This is a genomic window from Marinomonas sp. 63XJN7_7_ISO-PGPR-S23-202 (genome assembly GCF_056173505.1).
The window spans coordinates 1,744,218-1,767,579 of record NZ_CM149677.1 but is presented as its reverse complement, the minus strand read 5'-3'; the positions used below and the strand labels follow the sequence as shown (position 1 = coordinate 1,767,579).

At 44.9% G+C, this 23,362-nt stretch carries 16 protein-coding genes; 7 read left to right on the top strand and 9 right to left on the bottom strand.

What is annotated here, in order from left to right; all coding sequences use genetic code 11:
* Positions 1-2 precede the first annotated feature (2 nt).
* The 5 genes from AC0VYG_RS08200 to AC0VYG_RS08180 form a co-directional block, all read right to left on the bottom strand.
* A complete protein-coding gene (locus tag AC0VYG_RS08200) occupies positions 3-1,085 on the bottom strand; it encodes an ABC transporter ATP-binding protein (RefSeq protein WP_475431822.1) in 1,083 nt (360 codons plus the stop codon).
* 44 nt (positions 1,086-1,129) lie between these two features.
* Positions 1,130-1,918 carry an ABC transporter permease gene (locus tag AC0VYG_RS08195; protein WP_475431821.1) on the bottom strand — a complete coding sequence of 263 codons (789 nt, stop codon included), beginning with the start codon at positions 1,916-1,918 and terminating at the stop codon, positions 1,130-1,132.
* A gap of 1 nt (position 1,919) precedes the next feature.
* Positions 1,920-2,732 carry an ABC transporter permease gene (locus tag AC0VYG_RS08190; protein WP_067342553.1) on the bottom strand — a complete coding sequence of 271 codons (813 nt, stop codon included), beginning with the start codon at positions 2,730-2,732 and terminating at the stop codon, positions 1,920-1,922.
* Between the two features lie 102 nt (positions 2,733-2,834).
* Positions 2,835-3,842 (bottom strand): ABC transporter substrate-binding protein, encoded by a 1,008-nt coding sequence (locus tag AC0VYG_RS08185; protein WP_475431820.1) that lies wholly within the window; start codon positions 3,840-3,842, stop codon positions 2,835-2,837.
* 32 nt (positions 3,843-3,874) lie between these two features.
* Positions 3,875-4,897: a substrate-binding domain-containing protein gene (locus tag AC0VYG_RS08180; RefSeq protein WP_475431819.1), complete on the bottom strand. Its 1,023-nt coding sequence runs from the start codon at positions 4,895-4,897 to the stop codon at positions 3,875-3,877.
* Positions 4,898-5,285: 388 nt separating this feature from the next.
* Between AC0VYG_RS08180 and AC0VYG_RS08175 the strand changes: the two genes are divergently transcribed.
* Positions 5,286-7,316, top strand: coding sequence for a methyl-accepting chemotaxis protein (locus tag AC0VYG_RS08175; RefSeq protein WP_475431818.1), 2,031 nt, complete (start codon positions 5,286-5,288; stop codon positions 7,314-7,316).
* Between the two features lie 130 nt (positions 7,317-7,446).
* On the opposite strand, the gene AC0VYG_RS08170 is transcribed toward AC0VYG_RS08175, so the two are convergent.
* The 3 genes from AC0VYG_RS08170 to AC0VYG_RS08160 all read right to left on the bottom strand — a co-directional run bounded on the left by AC0VYG_RS08170 (position 7,447) and on the right by AC0VYG_RS08160 (position 10,057).
* Positions 7,447-8,310: an isocitrate lyase/PEP mutase family protein gene (locus tag AC0VYG_RS08170; protein WP_475431817.1), complete on the bottom strand. Its 864-nt coding sequence runs from the start codon at positions 8,308-8,310 to the stop codon at positions 7,447-7,449.
* Positions 8,311-8,785: 475 nt separating this feature from the next.
* A complete protein-coding gene (locus AC0VYG_RS08165) occupies positions 8,786-9,616 on the bottom strand; it encodes an SPOR domain-containing protein (protein WP_475431816.1) in 831 nt (276 codons plus the stop codon).
* 9 nt (positions 9,617-9,625) lie between these two features.
* Complete coding sequence (locus AC0VYG_RS08160; protein WP_475431815.1) at positions 9,626-10,057, bottom strand: YqaA family protein; 432 nt, start codon at positions 10,055-10,057, stop codon at positions 9,626-9,628.
* Between the two features lie 139 nt (positions 10,058-10,196).
* Between AC0VYG_RS08160 and AC0VYG_RS08155 the strand changes: the two genes are divergently transcribed.
* From AC0VYG_RS08155 to glgX, 4 genes are all read left to right on the top strand, one after another.
* On the top strand, positions 10,197-11,795 hold the full coding sequence (locus AC0VYG_RS08155) for a methyl-accepting chemotaxis protein (protein ID WP_475431814.1): 1,599 nt from the start codon (positions 10,197-10,199) through the stop codon (positions 11,793-11,795).
* A 392-nt stretch (positions 11,796-12,187) separates the two neighbouring features.
* The gene (locus tag AC0VYG_RS08150; RefSeq protein WP_475431813.1) at positions 12,188-15,331 is read left to right on the top strand and encodes a phosphorylase b kinase regulatory subunit alpha/beta; all 3,144 of its coding nucleotides are present in this window, start codon (positions 12,188-12,190) and stop codon (positions 15,329-15,331) included.
* Between the two features lie 41 nt (positions 15,332-15,372).
* Positions 15,373-17,580, top strand: a complete 2,208-nt coding sequence (glgB, locus tag AC0VYG_RS08145) for a 1,4-alpha-glucan branching protein GlgB (RefSeq protein WP_475431812.1) — start codon at positions 15,373-15,375, stop codon at positions 17,578-17,580.
* Positions 17,581-17,593: 13 nt separating this feature from the next.
* A complete protein-coding gene (glgX, locus tag AC0VYG_RS08140; protein ID WP_475431811.1) occupies positions 17,594-19,618 on the top strand; it encodes a glycogen debranching protein GlgX in 2,025 nt (674 codons plus the stop codon).
* Between the two features lie 28 nt (positions 19,619-19,646).
* Here glgX and AC0VYG_RS08135 read toward each other — a convergent pair whose 3' ends face one another.
* Entirely contained in the window at positions 19,647-20,099 is a 453-nt protein-coding gene (locus AC0VYG_RS08135; protein ID WP_475431810.1) for a protein tyrosine phosphatase family protein, read from the bottom strand.
* 227 nt (positions 20,100-20,326) lie between these two features.
* On the opposite strand from AC0VYG_RS08135, the gene AC0VYG_RS08130 reads away from it, so the two are divergent.
* Both AC0VYG_RS08130 and AC0VYG_RS08125 read left to right on the top strand, forming a co-directional pair.
* Positions 20,327-22,156 (top strand): ABC transporter permease, encoded by a 1,830-nt coding sequence (locus AC0VYG_RS08130; protein WP_475431809.1) that lies wholly within the window; start codon positions 20,327-20,329, stop codon positions 22,154-22,156.
* Between the two features lies 1 nt (position 22,157).
* Positions 22,158-23,348 carry an ABC transporter ATP-binding protein gene (locus AC0VYG_RS08125; RefSeq protein WP_475431808.1) on the top strand — a complete coding sequence of 397 codons (1,191 nt, stop codon included), beginning with the start codon at positions 22,158-22,160 and terminating at the stop codon, positions 23,346-23,348.
* Positions 23,349-23,362 lie beyond the last annotated feature (14 nt).

Sequence of the window (23,362 nt, the reverse complement as noted above, 5' to 3'; positions counted from 1 at the left end):
GCTTACTCCATACCACTATTGGGTAACAGAACAAGACGTGACGGTGGAATCATTAAGCCCACCCGATCCCCTATCCTATAGCGCTTACGCTCAAAACAATCCGCATGCACAGGCTCTTGCAGCCCTTCAACATCGACTAAAACCCTTGTTCTGTCCCCTAAAAACACGCTGTGAGACACAGCCCCTTTGACAGTGGCCTCGTCAAGCGCCATTAAACGCACATCTTCAGGACGAGCCATACAGCGAAGACGCTTACCTTCGGAGCAGGATTGATAAAGCGATGGAGACAGTGGTAAAAACTGCTTCCCAAAAGACAAAGCTTGGCCTTGTAACAAACCATCAAAATGGTTCATTTGACCAATAAAGTTAGCCACGAACTCATTGTTAGGTGACAAATAAATCTCTTCAGCTGTGCCTATTTGGGCGATCTCGCCATGATCCAAAATAGCAATGCGATCTCCCATCGCCATGGCTTCTTCTTGGTCGTGCGTCACGTACACAGCCGTAATGCCGAGACGCTTTAATAAAGCGTTAATGTCGGTCCGTAAGCGTTTTTTCAACAAAGCATCTAAAGCGGATAATGGCTCGTCGAGTAAGAGTACTTCTGGCTCGGTAATGATGGCACGAGCCAAAGCCACTCGCTGACGCTGACCTCCAGATAGCTGATCGATCGCACGTTGGGCATAGGGTTGTAAGTCAAACAGCTCTAGCATTTCGTTTACTTTTTCCCGTTGCGTGGTTTTGCTTTCTCCACGCACCCGCAAACCGTAAGCAATATTTTCACTCACATCCATATTGGGAAACAGTGCATAGGACTGAAAGACCATACCAACACGACGCTGTTCGATGGCTATCTGAGTGACATTCCGCTCACCAAACAGAATTTGACCACCCTGATCACAAAACTCTAAGCCAGCAATAAGACGCAAAGTGGTGGTTTTGCCACAACCGGATGGCCCTAATAAAACTAAAATTTCACCCTGTTCAATATGAAGGTCTAAAGGCTTCAAGGCCAGTGTGCCATCAGAAAAGGTTTTCTGAACCTGCTTTAATGTAATCGCCACACTCGTTGATGCATTTTTCATTGTGTTACTCATCTTATTCATTCATAAAGGCTGTTTAATGCGAACTACGCGCTACGCTTGGGTCGACGGTTCAGAAATTGCGCGGCAATCAATAAAGGCAAAATCATGCCAAGGAAAATCAAGGTGTAAGCAGAGCTGACTTCCAACCGCATAGACGCATAAGAATCCGCCAAGCCAACGGGCAAGGTTTTCGTCAATGGTGTGTGCAACATCCAGGTTAAATTAAACTCCCCTGCAGACAAGGTCAGGGTCATCAAGATGCCGCTTACGATACCCGTTTTGCAATTGGGCACGATGACATGAAAAAAACGCTGCCAAAAGCTCGCCCCTAAACTGGCGGCCCCTTCTTCCAATACGCGAAAATTAATGCTTTGCAAAACCGCTAAGACAGACTTCACCATAAAGGGCAAAGTAAAAATCACATGACCCACTAAAATAAACGACCAGCTCATGCGAAACTCAGTGATACCGCCATATACAGAAATCAGCCCCAGCGCAATTGCCATACCTGGGATGGCAATGGGTAAGGTTAAACACTCATCTAAAAAGGCCGATAATTTGCTTCGAGTGCGCGCCAGATAGTAGGCACAAGGCACACCCACACAAAGATTCACTAGAGTCGTTACCAAGGCAATTTTCATGGTCAGCCAAATGGTATTGGAATACATACTCCATACCTGCTCGACCCAGCGAAAGGTCAAGCCACTTTTAATGCCAACAAAATAGTTATTGGTCAGCCCCGCCGTGATGGACATAAAAACGGGCACAATTAAGAAAGCACAAATCAATAGAGTGAAGGCCAATTGCAAATAAAAAAACACGCCCTTTTTCATATTAACCTCCCATCCCTAACGACGAACCACCTTGACGCCGCGCAATGGTCAAACATACCCAAGTAATAAAGCCAAGAATTAAACTCAATGCGGCCGCCATAGCGAAATTCGCATTTAAGGTAAATTCGGTATAGATCGTCATCGGCAAGACATTGAGATTGGTTGCCAAGGTAAAAGCGGTCCCAAACGCCCCCATGGAAGTAGCAAAACAAATAGAGCCAGACGAAATTAAACCTGGAGTCAATGCGGGTAACGTCACATCCCGGAGTAACTGCCAACGATTTGCCCCTAATGAACGCCCCGCTTCGATCAAATTATCATCCAACTTCTCCGCCGCGCCCATTACCGTCAGCACCACGCGAGGAATAGAGAAATACAAATAACCAATAAAAAGGCCCGAAATAGAATAAGCGAGCGTCCACCGTTCGTCTGTTAATGCAAGACTCAACTCAGCGAGCAAACCTTGTCGCCCTGCCAACATAATGACAAAAAAGCCAATGACAACCCCAGGGAACACCAAAGGAAAGCTCAACATAGCAACCAATATAGATTTGCCTTTGAAGTCATGGCGAGTCAAAAACAAACCAACAATGGTGGCAATGATCAAACTGGCTAGGGTAACCACGGCAGACAGCCAAAAGGTTGACCACAAACTGCTTAAATACATTGGTTTAGTCAAAATGTACCAATAACTGATGCCATGCTGTTTCGCAAAAGACAGCCATACCAGCTTCGCCATTGGCAGCAAAAAAAACGCTAAGCTGACAACCAGCGCAGGAATCATCAATAAAATATATTGCCTATTTTTCTTCATAAAAACGCTTCGTTGCGAGATAGTTCAAGAAAATGAAATAAAAAGAGCGGGTAATACTAGATTTAACCACAAGAGACAAAACCCGCTCTTTTCATGGTGGGCTTAATGCACTGCGTTTAAATAACGCTGAGCAAACCCATTCTGGGCCGCAGCCATTTTCTCGAAGTTGACAGGTTTCGCGCGTTTGTAATCTGACGCGGGTAAGAATTTTTTCTCGATTTCAGGTGTCATAGCTGAGGCAATGACAGGACGGAGATAGGCCTCAGCCCATAGACGCTGCCCTTTATTGGACAAAACAAAGTCTAAGATTTTATGGGCCAATTTAGGATGCGGTGCATTCTTGACTTCACTCATCACATAAGGGACTTCAATAGTACCTTCCTTTGGAATCACAAATTGAACATTCGCGCCATCTTTATACTTCGCACGGTAGGCATTGAAGTCATAATCCAGAAGAATCGGAATCTCACCAGAAATCACGCGAGCATAAGCTGTTTGTTTAGGAACAATCGGATCGTTCTTAGCCAGTTTTTTAAAGTAATCAATGGCGGGGGTAAAATTACTCATATTGCCGCCAAACGCCTGATTGATCGCCACAGCGCTGGCATACCCCACAAACGCACTGGTCGGATCAAGATAACCAACCATACCTTTATATTCTGGTTTCAAAAGGTCTTTCCAAGATTGCGGAACAGGACGACCATCTAAGGCATCTTTGTTAACAAAAAAGCCAATGGTTCCAGAATGGATGGCGAACCAACGTCCCTTAGGGTCTTTCAAGCCTTTGGGAATTTTGTCCCAATTTTTCGGTTTATATGATGCAACAACCCCCTTTTCAGCGGCTTTGATACCAAACGACACGCCGTAATAAACCACATCGGCCACAGGGCTGTTTTTTTCAGCCACCAATTGTGATAACGCCTGACCTGAGTTTTTATTATCCATTGGGATAGAAATCCCCAAATCTTTTTTGATCAACTGTAACTGACCACCCCAATTGGCCCATTCAGGGGGACAGTTATAACAAATCGCATCCGCTGCGTAAGACGCTCCTGCGGTCAACCCCAAAGATAGAACCGCCAGTTTAGTAAACTGCTTTAAGATACTCATCAACTTTCTCCTTCTCTTTAAAAGAATGTTTCTTATTGAACGCTTCGCATGTTGGATGACTGATGACGCTCAGCCACGGTTCCCACAAAGTGGGTTTGGTAATCTAACTGCCTTGCTAAAGGAAACGCCGTTTTGTGCTTGGCGTTAAACAGCAAATCCACTGCACACAACCCCATATCGTGGTGTGGCACTTGAATCGTTGCTAATGGTGGATAAAGAATCTGCCCCAATGCCATGCCGTCAAATCCCACTACTGACACTGCTTCTGGTACCGCCACGCCTTTAGACTTGAGATGATTCACTAGCTTTAACGCCAACAAATCGTTACTGCAAAACCAGGCGGTTGGAGAACTTGGGGAGACAAAAAAAGACGCTTGAGTTTGATCAAAAGGTGTCAGTGCATACTGATCCACTTCGATCAATTGCACGGAAATCGAGGTTGACTGTTCTTGCAGAAAATCGGTAAACCCTAAGTAACGCTGCTTAGCCCGATCAGAAGACAGAAAACGGCCAGCCACCATGCCAATCTTTGTATGCCCAAGACTTAGCAAATGTTCAGCAACGTCCCGGCCTGCTTGGTAATTATCCACAAAGACGCAAGGCTCATTTGATGATTGATTATGAACAAGACAAAAAGGGAAGCGAAACTCCCTTAGTAAAGATAAGGCATCATTATCATCCACCGATGTCGTCGTCAGAATCACGCCTGCAACACGTTGACGAATGAGGTCGATAATGGCTTGCTTTTCTAGACGACGCTCATATTGCGTATCCACAACGATGACAGAATAACCAAAATGTCGAGCTCGCTTTTGAATGCCCGCAACAATTTCAGAAAACACAGGATTTAATAAGCTAGGAATCATGACACCAATAGTCGGGTTTTGATTCCATTCAACCTGCTTCGATGTTCGGCCCGTATCATACCCTGTCAATGCCACAACTTTTTCAATACGAGCGCGAGTTGCCTTGCTCATCGGACCTGTATTGTTCAAACATCGCGACACACTGGCAGGAGACACTCCTGCTAATGCCGCCACATCTTTGATATTCATGGTAATGGACCTTCTTTCATCCTCCTAGATGCAGCGCAGTATAAAAACCCTCGATGACAAATTTGTGACAGATAAAGGCCATTAATCCGAAATTAAAAGATTTTAACTACAACTTATTGAGTTTTTAGTGAACTTTATCGACAGAAACACATTTGTTTCATAGCAAAAACCAACACAAAACAGAACAAAAAATAATCAAACTATTTTTCAATACGCCATCCATTCCCAGCAAAAGTCGCTTTGTTCTGACATGCACACAACGCTCAACCTCGCCTTTTCACAACAAACGCGATGCAATTCTGGCAATAACTTATTGCCTTTCTATGGCTGTTTTCCATTTTTGGTCTATGGTTAATGATAAAATGGCTGTATAAGGGATTATTAAGTTATGCGAACACAATCGATTCGAATCAAAATGATGCTCCCCATCGTCGTCCTATCTTTGATTCTCGCTGGTTTATTTGCGTTTAACGCAATCATAAGCAGTTATCAAAAAAGCGTATTAAAAAAACAAACCAGTCACTATTTTGAGGCCATGTCGGTGGTATTAAATGCCGATCGAGACATTTACCAGGCACGCTTAGCGCAAGAACAACTTTTTTTTAATCAAGGCAACGCTCAAAAGAATCGCGATACCTTTACAGAAAATGCTCAACAAGTATTTGATCGATTTCAAAAGTACCGTGAATACCTCGCTGATGAGCCCAAAGCAGTGCTAGCACCCTTTGCAGATTTTGACCGCCTCTATAAAGAGTGGCTAGAGGCCAGCCAACGACTGTTGAATACCCATCAATCTGCCACACCATCCCCGATGGTAGAGATAGACAAACAATTTATTAAGCTGCGTAATACGCTCGATAAAGCAGGCGAAAGCCTCCATGATTTCGCTAGTAACACAGAAAATGTGCAAAGTCTTAGTGCACTGAGCTTAGAACGTTACTTAGAAGCCATCACAGAAGTATTAAGTGCTGACCGAGATCTTTATCAGGCCCGCTTGGCCCAACAAAAAATCATCAACCGCATTGGCGAATATCAAGAAAATAAAGTTGAGTTTCAAAACAATGCAAAACAGGTGATTCAACGCTTTAACACCTATCGCACCTATCTTAAAAACGAGCCAAATCTCACAAAGCCTTTCGGTAATTTTGATGTGCAATTTAGTCAGTGGCTGGCTGACAGTACAGACTTAATCAATACTTACTCAGCAAGCAACTACACAGAGCCAAAGCAATTCAAACAAATGGAAGAAAAATTTTCTGCCATTCGTGATTTGTTAGACAAGGCAGGAGAATCCGTAAGAGAACGCTCCCACGAACTACAAGTCGATGTAGAGCAAAAAATTCAAGAATACCAAAACATTGCGAAGGTCATTCTGTTGATTTCCTTCGCCATTGCTCTCGTTGTCGGTTACGTCATTCCTCTAAGACTGACAAAAAACGTTGAAAGCATCACTCAACGAATTAAAGAGATTGCCGAAGGGGATGGCGACTTAACCCAGCGCATTCACTCATCCTCCAAAGATGAGCTGGGGGATCTGTCTAATGAGTTCGATAGTTTCCTAGAGAAATTACGCACTATCATTAGTCATATTCAAAAAGAATCCTTTGCCTTGGGAGACACCACCAGCGAACTGAATACCGTCTCCGATAAAACAGGGAGTATTACCGACGCGTTAGTCGCGGCGTCAGAGTCCATTGTCAGCGCAGGTCACGAAATGAATATGTCTAATCGGTCGATGGAGGAGATTGCAAGTACCACAGCCGCAGAGGCGAAAACCTCAAACCAATTAACGAAAAATGGCCTCAAAGCGGTCAATGATTCTCAAAACGCCATGTCCAATTTAGTAAAAGACATTGCCGAAGACTTATCCCGCTCCAACGAACTTGAAAAAAGCTCGGAAGCTATTGCCTCGGTTTTGGAAGTCATCCGCAGCATTGCAGAGCAAACTAACTTATTGGCCTTAAATGCTGCTATCGAAGCCGCTCGCGCAGGCGAGCAAGGCCGTGGATTTGCCGTCGTTGCCGACGAGGTTCGAACACTTGCGACCCGCACACAAGACAGTACAAACGAAATTGAAACCATGATCGCTCAACTTCGAGAAAACGTACACAAATCGTCTCAATCTATTCAAAACAGTCAGTCTAATGCCAACCATACCGCAGACAACTTTAATGAGGTCACCAAGGTCTTCAATGCCTTGACGGAATCGTTCAACAAAGTTCAGGATATGGCTTCGCAAACGGCTCAAGCCACACAGGAGCAATCCGCCGTCGCCAACGAAATTAACCAAAACTTAGCCTCACTGCAAGAGCAGACCGACAGCATTCAAGAGGTCTCTCAGCTCATTCGCAGCCAATCAACACGAATTTCCAGTCTCTACAATGGGTTGAAGGAACAAGTAGGCAGCTTTAAGGTTTAAATTTTAGGGAGGGGAAACGAACAGGCTAGAAAAGAACAAAAAGCGCCCAATGGCGCTTTTTGTTCAAATTCATTGCTATTCAATGAGCAATACGGATAGCCCATCTACAAAAGATGGCACACTGGCGATATTATTCTTGCACATCCATATATTTGCTTGCCCATACTCGGTTTTCTTCTAGAGTCGAATAACGAGTAGACAATTCAGAGGCATTCAACTTACCTTCCGCTATACCACGTTGTTCACGCAGGCAATCATATGTCGCCTTAATAGCCGCAAAATAAGCCGCGTGCCCATTTACCACAACACGAACGCCAAGCTCAGCCAAACGCTCACGGTCTTCTAATTCAGGATTACCATAGGCAATCAACATTAACGGAATAGACACATGTTGGCTGATTTTTTCTAAATGATCGAAGTCACGAATCCCTACCATACAAATACCATCAACACCCTCAGCCTCATAGGCTTTCACACGCTCGATGGTATGCTCATCGCTCAATTGCCCCGCATTGGTACGCGCGATAATACACATAGCAGGATCAATACGCGCCTCAAGCGCTGCACGAATCTTACCAACCGCCTCTTCCTGAGGGATTAAATCCGTCGATTTACGACCGTATTGAGCAGGTAGCAAAGTGTCTTCGATCGTCAAGGCGGCAACACCAGCACGCTCAAGCTCTGTGATGGTACGCATCACATTCAAAGCATTACCATAGCCATGATCCGCATCCGCAATAATTGGCAAACGGGCAACACGACCAATGCGTGTCGCTTGTTCTGTGAACTCACTTAATGTAATCAATGCAAAATCAGGAGCAGCAAGTACTTGAAGAGACGCAACAGAACCACCTAGTATACCGACTTCAAAGCCTAGGTCTGCTGCAATACGCGCTGACATAGGATCAAAGGTCGAAGCAGTGTAGTAGCATTTTTTCGTTGCTAATAATGCGCGAAAGTCATTTCGCAAATCATGTTGGGAAGGTGTTGCCATCAATCTACTCCTAAAATCTATAGTCAGTTTACATGGTGCGATGGCAGGTCATTATACCCACCTAGCATAGAGGCTTCATCAGATTTTAACTGATCGGTTAGTTTTGAAGCTAAAGAAAGTATAAGGAGAATTATGACAAAAAATCTCTTGTATACCGTTCCATCAAAACACGCATCCACCTAAAGTATTGGCTTGGCCCTGGACTTGTTGTATGGAGCGGATTCTAGCAAAAACATCTGGATAAAATTCACAACATTTGTGTATGAATCATTAGCTGTGCTTATACCGACTATTCATCGAACAAGGATATCAGCCAAAAAACACCTTGCTTATGGTTAAAATTCACATCACAAACTATGTCAATTAAGGTCGATTCTTGCCCTATAAAAACGCCTCTTACCTTTATAAAAGGTAAGAGGCGTTTTTATAGGCGGATGTTCCGTCACTGAATCAAGAAGCAAGTTGCATAAAAAACTTACAATGGCTCACCATCAAATTTTTTAACGATGCAGTCTTTGCCTTTTTGTTTCAGCATATTACAGAAACCAACACTGTACGCACGGTCTAAAAATGGCCCCACTTTTAACTGGTACATGGTTCGGCCATTAATAACAGTTTTATTAATACGTGGAGTAAGGTTCACATAGACATCTGAGCTATTTTTACTCAACCTCTTCCATCCATTCACTGCTTCTTGACGGCTTGTGTAAGCCGCAAGCTGAACACCGTATTGGTTATGTTCACTTGACGTTTTTGTCGTTGTTTTTGCAACAGAAGGCTTATTATTATAATTAGGCGTTACGGCTTTGGGCTCAGAAGACGTCATTGGCGCAGCTTGCACTGAAGACGACTGGGAGGAAGCGGTTTGTGCAGAGTTTTGTGCAGGAGAAGACTGAGCAGGTGCCATTTGCTGACTTTGATTATTCGCAACAGGGGTTACCTGAGGCGCGACACTGGGCGCCGCTTGCGTTTCACTCTCAGACAACCCTAAACCATCGCTGTTGGATTGAGAGGTTGCATTATTAGATTGTGACGCAGAATCAGCAGCCGTCGATTTATTTGCACTGTCAGACTGTTTGAGTTGCGCAAGCTGATCTTGTACCGCTTTTATTTCGGCATCGTGTTCTCTTACCTTTGTCTGCAAGTCCTGATAGGTCATAAAGGTATTTTTACCTTCAAACATTGAACACGCACTTAATGATAACGCCGCTGCAACAACCAGCAGTTTTTGTGTGACACCCATTAAAATTCCTCCATGTACACCAAATAAGGCAAAACCCGCTAAAGAAAGCGTAATCAAGAACATTACCACGCTCTAACCATTTAAGAGCCAGCTTTGCCCCCACAGTATAAACCCATATCTTGCCGCCTTCCCAGCAAAAACGAAAGGTAAAAAATACTTTATTTTCGTATGAAATACACCTGCAATTAATGAAATCCCATCACCAATGACAGGAAGCCAAGTAAATAACAAGCTCCAGTAGCCGTATTTGTGAAACACTCGCTCAGCACGTTGACGCGAAGTGGCGCTCACTGGAAACCATTTTTTTGTCTCAAAATGAGAGATAAAACGGCCGAGATACCAGTTAGTCAACGCACCTAAGGTATTACCTACACTGGCGAAAAACCATAGCCATACAACGGAGGATACTGCATCGCTTGCATAGTAAAGTAAAAAGGCTTCAGAACCCAAGGGCAAAATAGTAGCGGACAAAAATGCTGTACCAAAGACGATTAAATAGCTCAATTTTTATTCCTACTGGCCGCTATAAAGCCTGCGCTATACATACTTTATTTGTGAATATTATGATATATATCAAAGTGTAAGTTCGAGTTCGTACTATTACCACAGTAGAATGCGCCAGGGATCACATCGGGAGTAATGCATGCTAGGAAAAATTAATGATATAAAAATACGCTATAAACTCTGGGCAATTATTGGCTTAATGTCGTTAGGAACCACGGCATTAATCCTAGTATCATTAACGACACTGTTTCACAGTGAAGTGAAGGACCGAGAAAATCAAACGCGAGATGTACTCAGTATTGCCCATTCTATTATCGCCCCTCTCTACGAAAAACAAAAGCAAGGACAACTGACCGCTGACCAAGCCAAACGACAGGCGATCCAAGCCCTTTCACTTATTCACTATGGCAGCCATCAAAAAATATGGTTATTAGACAGTCACCAGAAGCTACTAAATGCTCCCAGTCTGGATAAAGATGACCAAACGCCGCCGAACTCTCTTATTACCGGACTACAGACCCATACCGAAAATCAAGCTTGGCGCTTTCAATATCAAGATGCAAGTGGCCAACAACACAGCATGATTGCTAGCAGCACAACGTTTGCCCCTTGGCAATTAACCTTAGTCACCACCTCCTCTATGGACGAAGTGATCAACCTATTTTTGGACACTTTAATTAACTATGCCATTCTGGTGGGGGTGTTAACCATCGTCATTGGCGGTTCTGCTTTGTTCATTATTCACTTAGTCACCACCCGCATCAGCACCTTGTGCAACACTATGACATCAGTGAAAAAATCCGGCAATTTGACTCGTCGTGTCGAGTTTGATGGAACGGATGAAATGGGGGAAATGGCCGATGCTTTCAACAGTATGATGAGCGATTTTCAATCGATCGTCCGCAACGTCAGTCACTCCAGCGAAACCTTAGACAACATTGTTGGCCATACGAACCAATCTACCGAAAAAACGGTTAGTGGTGTGACGACGCAATTAAGAGACACTGAGCAAGCCACACAGCTCATGCAAGACATGATAGCGTCAGTAGATGAAACACAAGACATTGCCGAGCGCGCGAGCCGAACCGCCACAGAGTTAGGTCAGCATTCACAGCAAGGTTTAAGTGTCATGAATAATGCGAATCAAGACATTCAGCGCCTGTCCCATGAAGTGGGTGATGCGACAAAAAAAATTCACCAGCTCCGAGAAGACGTTACCAATATCAATGAGCGACTCGGTATTATTTCCGAAGTCGCCGACCAAACCAATTTATTGGCTCTAAATGCAGCGATTGAAGCCGCCCGAGCAGGTGAACAGGGCCGAGGCTTTGCGGTGGTGGCGGATGAAGTTCGCCAGTTAGCTCAGCGCTCACAAATGGCAGCTACGGATATTGGCGGTTTGATCGATGAACTGACTCAACAAACGCTTACCACAGTGGAAGTCATGGAAAATGCACAAACCACGGCGAACCAAGGTGCTGAGCAAACATCCGAAGCAGGAAAAACCTTTAAAGAGATCGCCAGTGGCGTCCTATCCATCTCTAAGCTCAATACGCAAATTACAGAAGCGACCAATCGCCAGCATGCTTCTTCGCAAACCGTCAGTGCCGCCTTGGACAATATTGCTAATATATGTGGCACAACCACGGTCAATTCTAATGAGATCCATGAATCGGTCGAGAAGCTAACCCAGTGTGCCTCTCAATTACGCACTCTTGTGAACCAGTTTAGTACATAAAGAAATTAGAATTGAACTGTCTTTCATTTCCCTCCGCGCTCACCATACAGCCTGTTTCCATAAGACGGGCTGTATTACATCACCGTTGGTTTATCCACCCACTTCCCATAGCCTTTCTCTTATCGACTTATTTGTGCATCTGTTATGCTACGGAGTCATGGCGGCATTCTTTTTGCTAATTATTTTCCTCTGCATTCTAAGCCATTAGGTACAACCCAAAGAAGCGCCTACCCTATAATGGTAGATTAACTAAATCGAATCGATAAGAAGTTTGCTTTACTGCTTTATCTTAGTAGCAACTCACCATATGCTTAAGGCAGTACATACATATAAGTAAACGAATCCAGCATCCAGACAACTGATTTTATGTTTTACGTTCTGAGGAAAGGAATATGGCGTTTGATACCCAAGAAAAGCTAGACTCTCTATACAAACACATTCAGGCGGTGATCCTCTCTCGGCAACACCCTGTTACTGGACTTTTTCCAGCGAGTACCAGCATCAATAATCACGGCAACTACACTGATGCTTGGGTACGAGACAACGTTTATAGCATTCAAGCCGTGTGGGCTCTCCATCTCGCCTACAAACGAGCGTCGAACCCTGGCAAACGCTCCCATGAATTAGAGTATTCTTGCATCAAAATGATGCGTGGTTTGTTGTATGCCATGATGCGCCAATCCCATAAAGTCGAGGCGTTTAAACATAGCCTCGACCCGAAGGACGCACTGCATGCAAAATATGACACCAAAACAGGGTTAGAAGCGGTCGCAGACGATGCTTGGGGCCATTTGCAAATCGATGCCACCAGTTTCTACTTATTGACATTGGCCCAAATGACCAAAGCTGGCAGCAAACTCATCTTCACTCACGATGAAGCCAATTTTATTCAGAATCTCGTCTATTACATTTCTCGCACCTACCGTACCCAAGATTACGGCATTTGGGAGCGAGGCAACAAAGTGAATAACGGCAAAGCGGAAATCAACGCCAGTTCAGTCGGCATGGCCAAAGCCGCAATGGAAGCCTTGGACGGCTTAAATTTGTTTGGTACGGATGGGCCTGAATGGGCAGTGATCCACTCTTTTGCAGACGCCGTGGCCAGAGCAGGTTCCGTATTACAATCTCTCCTGCCGAAAGAGTCTCGCTCAAAAGAGGTGGACAGTGCGCTATTAAGCATCATTAGTTTTCCCGCCTTTGCAGTGAACGACGAGAAACTTACCCAAAAAACTCGTGATGAAATCCTCAGCAAACTGGGTGGTGAATATGGATGTAAACGCTTCTTATTAGATGGGCATCAGTCGGTTCTGGAAGATCAAAGCCGAATCTACTACGAATACAATGAGCTGATTAACTTTGAGCATATTGAATCTGAATGGCCACTCTTTTTCACCTATTTATACATCGGCCGACTCTTTGCACGAGACTGGGAAAGCGCAAACTTTTATCGCCATAAACTCGAAACACTGATGATCGAGAAAGACGGCGAGATGTTACTGCCCGAACTGTACTATGTTCCACAAGAGAGCATCTTGGCAGAAAAAGAAAATCCCGGTTCACAAAAGCGCCTTCCCAATGACAACCTGCCTCTTGTCTGGGCTCAGAGCTTATATTTGGTGGGTAAAATGCTCGATGATGAACTGATTCGAACGGATGACCTCGACCCTCTCGGATTACACCGCATTCAGCATCGACCGAATGTGGTCACCACCTCCATGGTAATTCTCGCACAAAACGACGTGGTGAAAGAAAAACTGCTGGAGGCAGGCTGTCTTTGTCAAACCATCGATGAAATCGCCCCCTTCAAAGCCATTAGCGCCGTACAGCTTGTGGAAACCTACCGACACTTAGGTGCCTCACCCGCACTAGGACTCAGCGGGCGCCCTAATAGAGCATTAAACAGCTTGGCTACCTCTCAGCCCTTTTGCATTAACGATGAAAACTACTTATGTTTATCTTGGATTCAGAATGAAGACAAAGATTACCGCAAAGTCGACCCCAGACTATTTCAAGCCCATATTTGTAATGAATTGAGCATCATTGAAGGTCATTGGTATTACCCTGCCAATGCCGTCTTTGCTATTTTGATTGATGAAGCCTTAAGCGAAATGCCCGGCTGCGATGAGTTATTTGAATTTATCCGTAAGCTACAAAACCAAGAAGTTGAAGAATTTAGAGTGATTGCTCAATCTGCCAAGAATGCTTTTAAATCAGGCAATCGTCGAGCCATCACAATTGTATCACCTGAATCCCAGGAGCTTGGTGCAACGTTACCATTACACGAGAAACCTTGGCCATTAGAAAAGGGCAATCCACCTTACGATACGCAAAAAATTCATGAAATAGGCACGGATACATTATTGGCACGCTTAAACCAAAAACCAAGCTTATCTGAAGCCATTGACTCTTTGATTGAGCTGGGTGCACGACGAGCGCTGATGAACACCATCCCCGGGTCAACACCCGCCGTTACCGCCTATAAAGTATTGGATTCCGTCTACACTCAAGCGCTTCTCACAGAGAATTGGCAAGCCTCTAGGCAACTGTTTTCTTTGATGCTGAAGCCAACAACGGATCTTGCCACTTATATCGCAGATATTACCGTTCGTCAGCGCCTATTAGTCGTCGGCGATGCTCTGGAAAACGAAACAGATATCACCTTACCATTGCACCAAGATGAGATTATGGAACTGTTAAAGTCGACCTCATCATCGGCCGTGTCTTTAGTTATTTGTCATGAGCTGATTGCCATTGCGGGTACGCTAATCAAAGTCCACCCAGAGTTTTTTTCCGGGGTGCGAACCATTCGTCTTCACAGTTTGGCCTTGCTCTGTGCCAGACACATAAACCCCGATGAAAACGTGCCAGTGTTCGAAACCTTATCAAAACTTTCACCTAGTTTACTTTACGACACCTTAAAACAAGTGTTACAACAGAAGCACGAAGATTTTAACCATGTGGTAAACCACGTTCGTTATCACCATCACCACAAAGTAGATAACGATAACAGTAAGATGAAAGATATGGACTGGTTTGACTGGCGTATAGAGCAAGGCATCATCACCAAACTACCAGAATCCATGCTAAAAGAGTTATGGGAAAGCCTAAGCCATGTGGATGCCATTGTTTTTGGTGATATGCAAAGTAATACCACGCTAAACTGCAAACACACATTAAGCTCGATGACACCTGGGGAAGACACTTTTGCTATTTTAATCGAAAGTCTTACCTCAGACATTCATCCCGTTTGGTATAAAAGTCTGATTTTTGAAGGGTTATACGCCTTTATCCAATTTTGTCAGCAGCATAAAAACTGTCACTTTGATCAAGAGATTAATTTGCCCGTTTTAGTTTCTCGTGCGGCAATGGATCATGTTAAACAACACCAAGTAGATCATCCTGAAAAGGACCTAACTGAGGCAGCATTAGATGAATTTGCCCAGTTAACACCAAATAGAGTGAATCAATATCTGCGTTGGGCAGTCAGCAAATTGCACAGTCGACAACGCCAAAAAGCAACGGAAAAGAAACACTAAATTAATATTATAAATACACTAACCCTTCTTTGGAGAAGTGAATGGTTCCGCTTAAAAATGTTCTAATTAACGATATATTGAACGCACGTTGTGCCGACCCATTTGGCTGTTTAGGCTTACAAAAATCAAAGACTTCCAGTGGCTTCACCCTCACGGTTTGGCGCCCTACCGCAACCGCCATCACGGTAATATCACTGACGGATGATACCGTTTTAGGTAAGATGAACTGCCTGCATAAAGACGGACTATTTGAATTATCTTTTCCTAAAGCGAAAGCCCCTTTTTACTATCGTATTAACGTCACCTATGGCGATAATACCTATACCATTGTTGATCCTTACCAGTTTTCAGAGACCACTTTTCACGACCCTGAGCACCATCAAGCTAACCTCTACAAAAGTCAGGGGGCGATACGTCGCGGGGCTTACATTAACGAGCAACTGACCATTAATGGCACACGGTTCGCCGTATATGCTCCTGCAGCGCGTTCTGTCTCGGTGGTTGGCGATTTTAATGCATGGGATGGACGACTTCATCCCATGTCGAGTAATGGTGATGGCATCTGGCGATTGTTCATTCCAGACGTTAATCATGGTGCGCGCTATAAATTTGAAATTCGGGCGAACAATGGTGACATTCTGCCACACCGCAGCGACCCTTTTGCCCAGCGCATTGAGCAATATCCATCTTTTGCAAGCGTAGTCTGCTTTGATGACAAGCATCAATGGCAAGATACCCAATGGACCCAGCGCCCACTTACCGATATTTACGAAACCCCCATGAGTATCTATGAACTTCACCTTGGTTCATGGCGTCGCAAAGAAGATAACCAGCCTCTCACTTACTTAGAGCTGAAAGACGAATTGGTTCCTTACTTGCAAAAAATGGGCTATACCCACGTGGAATTGCTGCCCATTAGCGAATACCCATTTGACGGCTCTTGGGGCTATCAACCCGTTGGTTTATATGCTGTGACCTCCCGCTATGGTTCGCCAGAAGAATTCAAGATGTTAGTCGACGCACTCCATCAGGCAAACATTGGTGTTATCATGGACTGGGTACCCGCTCACTTCCCCGCCGATAGCCATGGTTTAGCCAACTTTGATGGTAGCAAACAATATGAATACCCCGACCCGAAAAAGGGCTGGCATCCGGAATGGAACTCACTGATTTACGACTTTGGCAAAGATCATGTCGTCAACTACCTCATCAGTAACGCGGTTTTCTGGCTTGAAGAATTCCATATAGATGGCCTACGTGTGGACGCTGTCGCCTCAATGCTTTACCTTGATTATTCACGGGAAGAGGGAGAATGGATTCCTAATCAGGATGGCGGCAACCACAATTACGAAGCCATTGCTTTTCTACGTCGGCTGAACGAAACCGTCTACTTAAATCATCCTCGTTGTTTTACCGTGGCAGAGGAGTCAACCGCCTTCCCTGGTGTGTCGAAACCCACCTATATGGATGGTCTGGGTTTTGGCTTTAAATGGAACATGGGCTGGATGAACGACTCATTAGAGTACATTAAAAAAGACCCTGTACATCGCAAATACCATCAAGGTGAACTCACCTTTAGCATGGTCTATGCGTTCGACGAACAGTTTGTTTTGCCTATATCACACGATGAAGTTGTCCACGGCAAGGGGTCCATGATCGAAAAAATGCCCGGCGATCCATGGCAAAAATTCGCGAACTTACGCGTTTTTTCCGCTTACATGTATTTTCACCCAGGCAAAAAACTCAACTTTATGGGCAACGAATTTGCTCAAGGTCAAGAATGGAGCCACCAACGCTCTCTTGATTGGCATTTGCTGGACATTGATTACCACCAAGGGCAACATCGTTTAACGCAAGATTTAAACCATTTATATAAAAATGAACTGGCCCTGCATCTCGATCACTCAGGCCATGGTTTTGAATGGATCAGTTATGATGATAGTGCTAACAGTATCTTAGTCTTTGTTCGAAAAGCCAAAGAGTATACCGCCCATGGTATCGCTATCACTAACTTTACACCTGTGCCTCAAGCAAACTACCGTATCGGTGTACCAGAGCCGGGCCGCTATCAAGTGATCTTCAATTCCGATGATGGACGCTACGCGGGAAGTGATTACCTATTAAGCCAAGGCTGCCAAAAAAATCACATCTATCAAACTGAGGCCATCACCAGCCACGACAAAGCCAATAGCATTGAAATCAAAGTGCCACCTCTCAGCGGTGTCTTTTTAAAGTGGCTAGGTGAATAAAAAGGAACCTTTCATGAGTGATACTTACACGGTTAATCTTGGCCATCCTTTTCCCCTCGGGGCTCAAATCACCGAAAATGGTGTTAATTTCGCGGTCGCCTCCGAAGAGGCCAGCACCATTTTTTTGTGCCTCTTTGACGACAAAGGAAACGAACTAGAACGCTTGCCTTTTATTGCTAAGCGTCGTGGTATATGGCACATGGAAGTGTTTGGCTTAACAGAGGGCCAACACTATGGGTTTCGTGCACAAGGCCCTTTTGACCCCGAGTCACAACGACTATTTAACGAAAACAAGCTGCTTATCGACCCTTATGCGACAGCATTAACCGGTAAACTCGAATGGCATGAGGATCAAGCCGCCATCACCAAAGACGGGGGACAACATCTTGTAGACTCCGCCTATTGTGTGCCCAAATCCATCGTTAGACGTGTTAGTGCCCCATCGACTCGCCCTAAACGTGTCCATGTGCCACACGCCCAACGCGCCTTATACGAACTGCATGTCAAAGGATTCAGTCAGAACTTACCCATTGATGATGCACTTAAAGGTACCTATCTTGGAGTCATCTCCAAACCTGGCATTAAACATCTAAAATCCCTTGGCATTACCACCATTCAGTTAATGCCTTGCTTCAGTTTTGCCACAGAGAGACACTTACAACACCTTAAACTCAACAACTACTGGGGCTATAACCCCATCAGCTTTTTTGTCCCAGAACCCTCTTATGCTCAAAAAGACGCTATTAGCGAATTTCAAACCATGATAGATGGGCTTCGTGAAGCTGGTTTTGAGGTTATTCTCGACGTGGTGTACAACCACACAGCCGAAAGTGAGATGGATCAGTCTAGTGTCTGCTTTCGTGGTTTGGATAATGCCCAATATTATCGCCACAAAGAGGGCCAATACCTTAATTATACTGGCTGTGGCAACTGTCTGGACACCTATAGTCCAAGCACTATTCGCCTTATTTGCGATAGCATGCGCTATTGGATAAATGTCATGGGAGTCGATGGATTCCGCTTTGATTTAGGCGTGGATTTGGGCAGAACCGATCATGATTTTTCACCTAAAGCACCATTATTACAAGCCATCTTACAAGACCCAGTGCTAAGCGAAGCCTGTTTGGTCATGGAGCCTTGGGATATTGGTCCAAACGGTTACCAATTAGGTCAATTTCCCAGAGGGTTCTTAGAGTGTAACGACCAATATCGTGATACGGTACGGCGTTTTTGGCGTGGTGATGAAGGTTTGACTTCTCAATTGGCCACACGCCTGATGGGGTCAAGAGACATCTTCCATAAAGGTCAAAAAAGTGCGTTGCATTCTGTCAACTACATCACCTACCATGATGGCTACACAATGCATGATTTGGTCTCTTACCATCGCCGCCATAATATGGCAAACATGGAAAACAACCGAGATGGCCACGGCGACAATATTAGCCAAAACTTTGGTGTCGAAGGTGAAACAGACAACGCCGAGATCTTGCAACGCCGCTTAAATCAACAACTTTGCTTTATCGCAACCTTACTCCTTAGTCAGGGTACTCCCCACATTCTTGGTGGCGATGAGCTATCTCACACACAGCAAGGAAACAATAACGCCTACTGCCAGGACAACGACATAACATGGATTAAGTGGGAAGAAAGTGAGGCCAGAACCACATTACAGGAGGCCGTTTCGAGCTTAATGGCGATACGAAAAGCCTACCCCATTTTGGCGGAAATCTATTTAGAAGACGACCCATTATATCAACACCACTCCGCCGACCAAATTGAATGGTTGAATGAGCACAGCCAACCCATGACTAACGACGACTGGGAACAGAAAGAACGCGATTATTTATCAGCTATTCTTACTCCAGCGGATTTATCAACACGTCTTTGGCTTGTATTCTATCGTGAAGACCACCCTTTAAGCGTGCCCTTACCAAAAGCCACCACACAACTAGACGTGCTTTATAAAACACCAGGAATAGAGTTGGATAAAACGCACATCCACTGCCATTACCGTGGAGTCATGATCGCAAAGCTCTAACAGAGCCAGCCTGAGACAACTCAGGCTGTTAACAAGCCAAACCAAGATCTTCAGCTGACCATTGCAACATCTCTTGCCACACAGGATTAATATCCCAACGCTCGAACATAATGGATTTGGAAGCATGTTCGGAGCGTTTTTCAATCTTAGTAAAATAGTGATACATAAACGCTGAAACACGATAATTCATAATACAATGTACAAATACTTTCTGGGTGTTTAGCGAAGACAGCAATTGGCAGAAGAACGCCACTTGTTTTTTAGACGGCGCATCAAATTTTACCGGAATATGAATATAACTCATCCCTAATTCGCTGACTAACCGATCCTCTTCTAAGACCGCGTCTGGATGATCAAGCATCCCAAGGTTAATAACATAGTCATAACCCTGTTCTGCGATTTTCGAAAACTGTTCGGCCTGTGGTTGTCCTCCCGTCGCAATAAGTGGTGTCAACTGAACAAAGTTTTTAATTATCTCCATCAATCCTCTCCCTTATAACAGTCACTCCCGTGAGTCAAAATATAATAAAAAGTTCACAAAAGGCCAAAAAACGCTATAAGTAAATGATTTTTAAATTTTTTTCCCTTATTCGCTCATATATATGACCCGCTATTTCGATCATTTTGCACATAGGCGCAAAAACGTCACCGCTTTGTAACATAATCTCTCTATGGTGATTCCCGCAGATAAGCAATAAGGAAAACACCATGCCATTGTCGGTTGAAACACATCATAATCTAAAGCCAGACTGGTGGCTAAGAGCACGCCATTCCATCGCAGTCAGTAGACATGAACCAGCTAACCTCATCGCCTTTATATTAGCCGTTTGCTTTGCCTATTTAATTCTAGCGCCTGTTATCTCCATATTACTTGATGCCATTTTTGTTCACTCAGGCGATGCAGGACGAACTCATCAAGACGAAGGCGCGTTCACTCTCTACTATCTGACGCGTGCTTTTATGTCACGTATGTCTGAAATTATTCTTTGGACCCCTCTGTATAACACCCTCACGATCGCTATTGGTACTGTAGCATGTTCTTTAACCTTGGGAGTAACACTGGCTTGGTTGATCAATCGAACCAATATGGCAGGCCGTAGGTGGTTTGCCAGCGCCTTGATTGTCCCTTTCATGCTCCCGTCATGGACATTTGCCATGGCATGGACAACCATCTTTAAAAACCGCACGATCGGCGGACAGCCTGGGTGGCTCGAGGCATTAGGATTTCATACCTCAAACTGGCTCGCTTATGGCTTTTTCCCAATTGTCGTTATTTTAATTTTACACTATACCCCACTGGTCATTTTAATTGTTGGCAATGCGTTAACTCGTTTAGATGTACAAATGGAAGACTGTGCCCGCATTTTAGGTGCACCTCGTCGCACCATTGCTTTTTCCATCATTTTACCCTTAGTGCGTCCAGCGCTTATGTCCGCTGGCTTGCTGATTTTTGCCGACTGCATTGGCGAATTTGCTGTGCCATACCTCCTAGGATTACCCGTCAATTACGACACGCTGTCAACGGGCCTGTATCGCTCCCTTGACTCTCGACAAAATGGCGTTGCGGCGGTTCTAGCCGCCGTCATTATGATCATTGGTGTTATCACCTTGCTCATCGATATGCGCATGATGCGTGAGGCACGCCGTTTTGTGACCGTGGGCGGTAAAGGCAATATGGATCGCCAAACCTCCCTTGGCAAATTCCGCGTGATCGCGGCCAGTATTCCCATGGCGTTTATGCTCATCGGCATGGTGATCCCACTGATCACCTTATTTTTATCAACCATCATGACTCTGCCTGGCCGCTTCACCCTAAGCAATTTCACCTTTGATTATTGGATAGGACACCATTTAACGACCGTTGCCCTGCGCAATGGTATTTTGTTCACCCCAGAATTTTGGCAAGCCACTTGGAATACCATCTTCATTGTAGGTATTGCTTCTCTATGTTCTGGCATTTTAGGCTTGCTGGTGGGGTATGCCGTAACACGCTGTTCATTTCGTGGTGTCAGCGGCTTTTTACGCCACATTACCTTTATGCCCTATTTGGTTCCAGGGATCGCTTTTGCGGCCGCCTTTTTATCACTGTTTGCTGTCGCACGGGGGCCGATTCCTGCCCTTTACGGCACCCCTATATTGCTTATCATCGCACTTATTGCGGAAAAAATGCCCTTTGCCAGTCGTTCCGGAATCGCGGCAATGACACAACTCGGTAAAGAGCCTGAAGAAGCCGCTCGCATCGCCGGAGCGAGCTGGTTCACTCGCATGCGTAAAATCATCGTTCCCATTCAAGCAGGACCATTAGCAACTGGCATTCTTTTACCTTTTATATCCGGTATTAAAGGCGTCAGTCTGTTTATTATTCTAGCGGTTCCTTCGACCGATGTTCTTACCACCTATTCCCTTCGCTTACTCGATTACAACTATGACCAAGCGGCCAATGCCGTCGTCTTCATGATTGCCCTGATTGCTTGGTTTGGCACCCTATTGATCCAACGGATCTCTGGTACCCACTTGGCCCAAGGTCTGGAGAGCTAATATGCCAACTATTGAACTAAAAAACCTAACAAAAACCTATGGAAAGAATGCTGCACCAGCAGTCAACAACATCAATATCACCATCGCTGATGGCGAGTTTATGTGCTTACTTGGCCCTTCTGGTTGTGGCAAAACCACGATTTTACGTATGATCGCAGGCATTGAGCATGCCAGCTCAGGGGAAATCGTACTAGGAGGTTCAGTCGTTGACTCCGTCAATAAGTCGCACTTTACGCCTCCCGAACAACGCCAGATTGGTTTAGTGTTCCAAAACTACGCACTGTGGCCTCATATGACCGTGGAACGCAATGTGGACTTTGGCCTGCGTATACAGAAGATACCAGCAGAAGAACGCCATGCTCGCTGCCAAGATGTTATGGAAAAACTGCGTATCGCGGAATACGCAAACCGTTACCCATCACAGCTTTCTGGGGGCCAACAGCAACGTGTTGCCTTAGCACGTATGTTAGCGGTGAACCCAGGTATCTTGCTATTAGATGAGCCTCTTTCTAATTTAGACGCCACATTGCGCCTAGAAATGCGAGCCGAATTGCGCCGTATTCATGAGACATTTGGTACCACCATTGTGTTCGTCAGTCACGACCAGTGGGAAGCCATGACCTTAGCCAATACCATCGCCGTGATGAACAAAGGCACACTACAGCAAATTGGCACGCCCGATGAAATCTACGCAACACCGCAAAACCGCTTTGTTGCCGAATTTATCGGGAACCCCAAGATCAATATGATCGAGCTTAGCAAAGCAACCGATTCCCTCGACAAAGTGGCGGATCATATCCTCGCACGACTCCCTGAATGCGCTCATGCTGACACCTGCTGCATCCGCCCAGAAGAAATTATCTTAAGTGACAGACCACATAGCCATACTATTCCGATGATCATAGAAAATATCATGCCAACAGGTGGTAGCTGGGTGATTGAGCTAAGTTACGGTTCCAGTCGTCTGTTCCACTCGACACAACAGCGCCCGTATTGGCGCACACAGGAACAGATTAACGCTTTTTTACCAGCACAAGCGCTACATTTTTTTGATCAAAACCATCATCGACTGACAATAGACACACTCCAAGATGAGCCCCTCAAACGGTTAATGCAAACCAGTCAGTCCGGCTCAAACCATATGTTTGAAGCGAACCAATCACTTAACCAGCCAGCAAATAACAGGGTATAGACCTTCAACCTTAG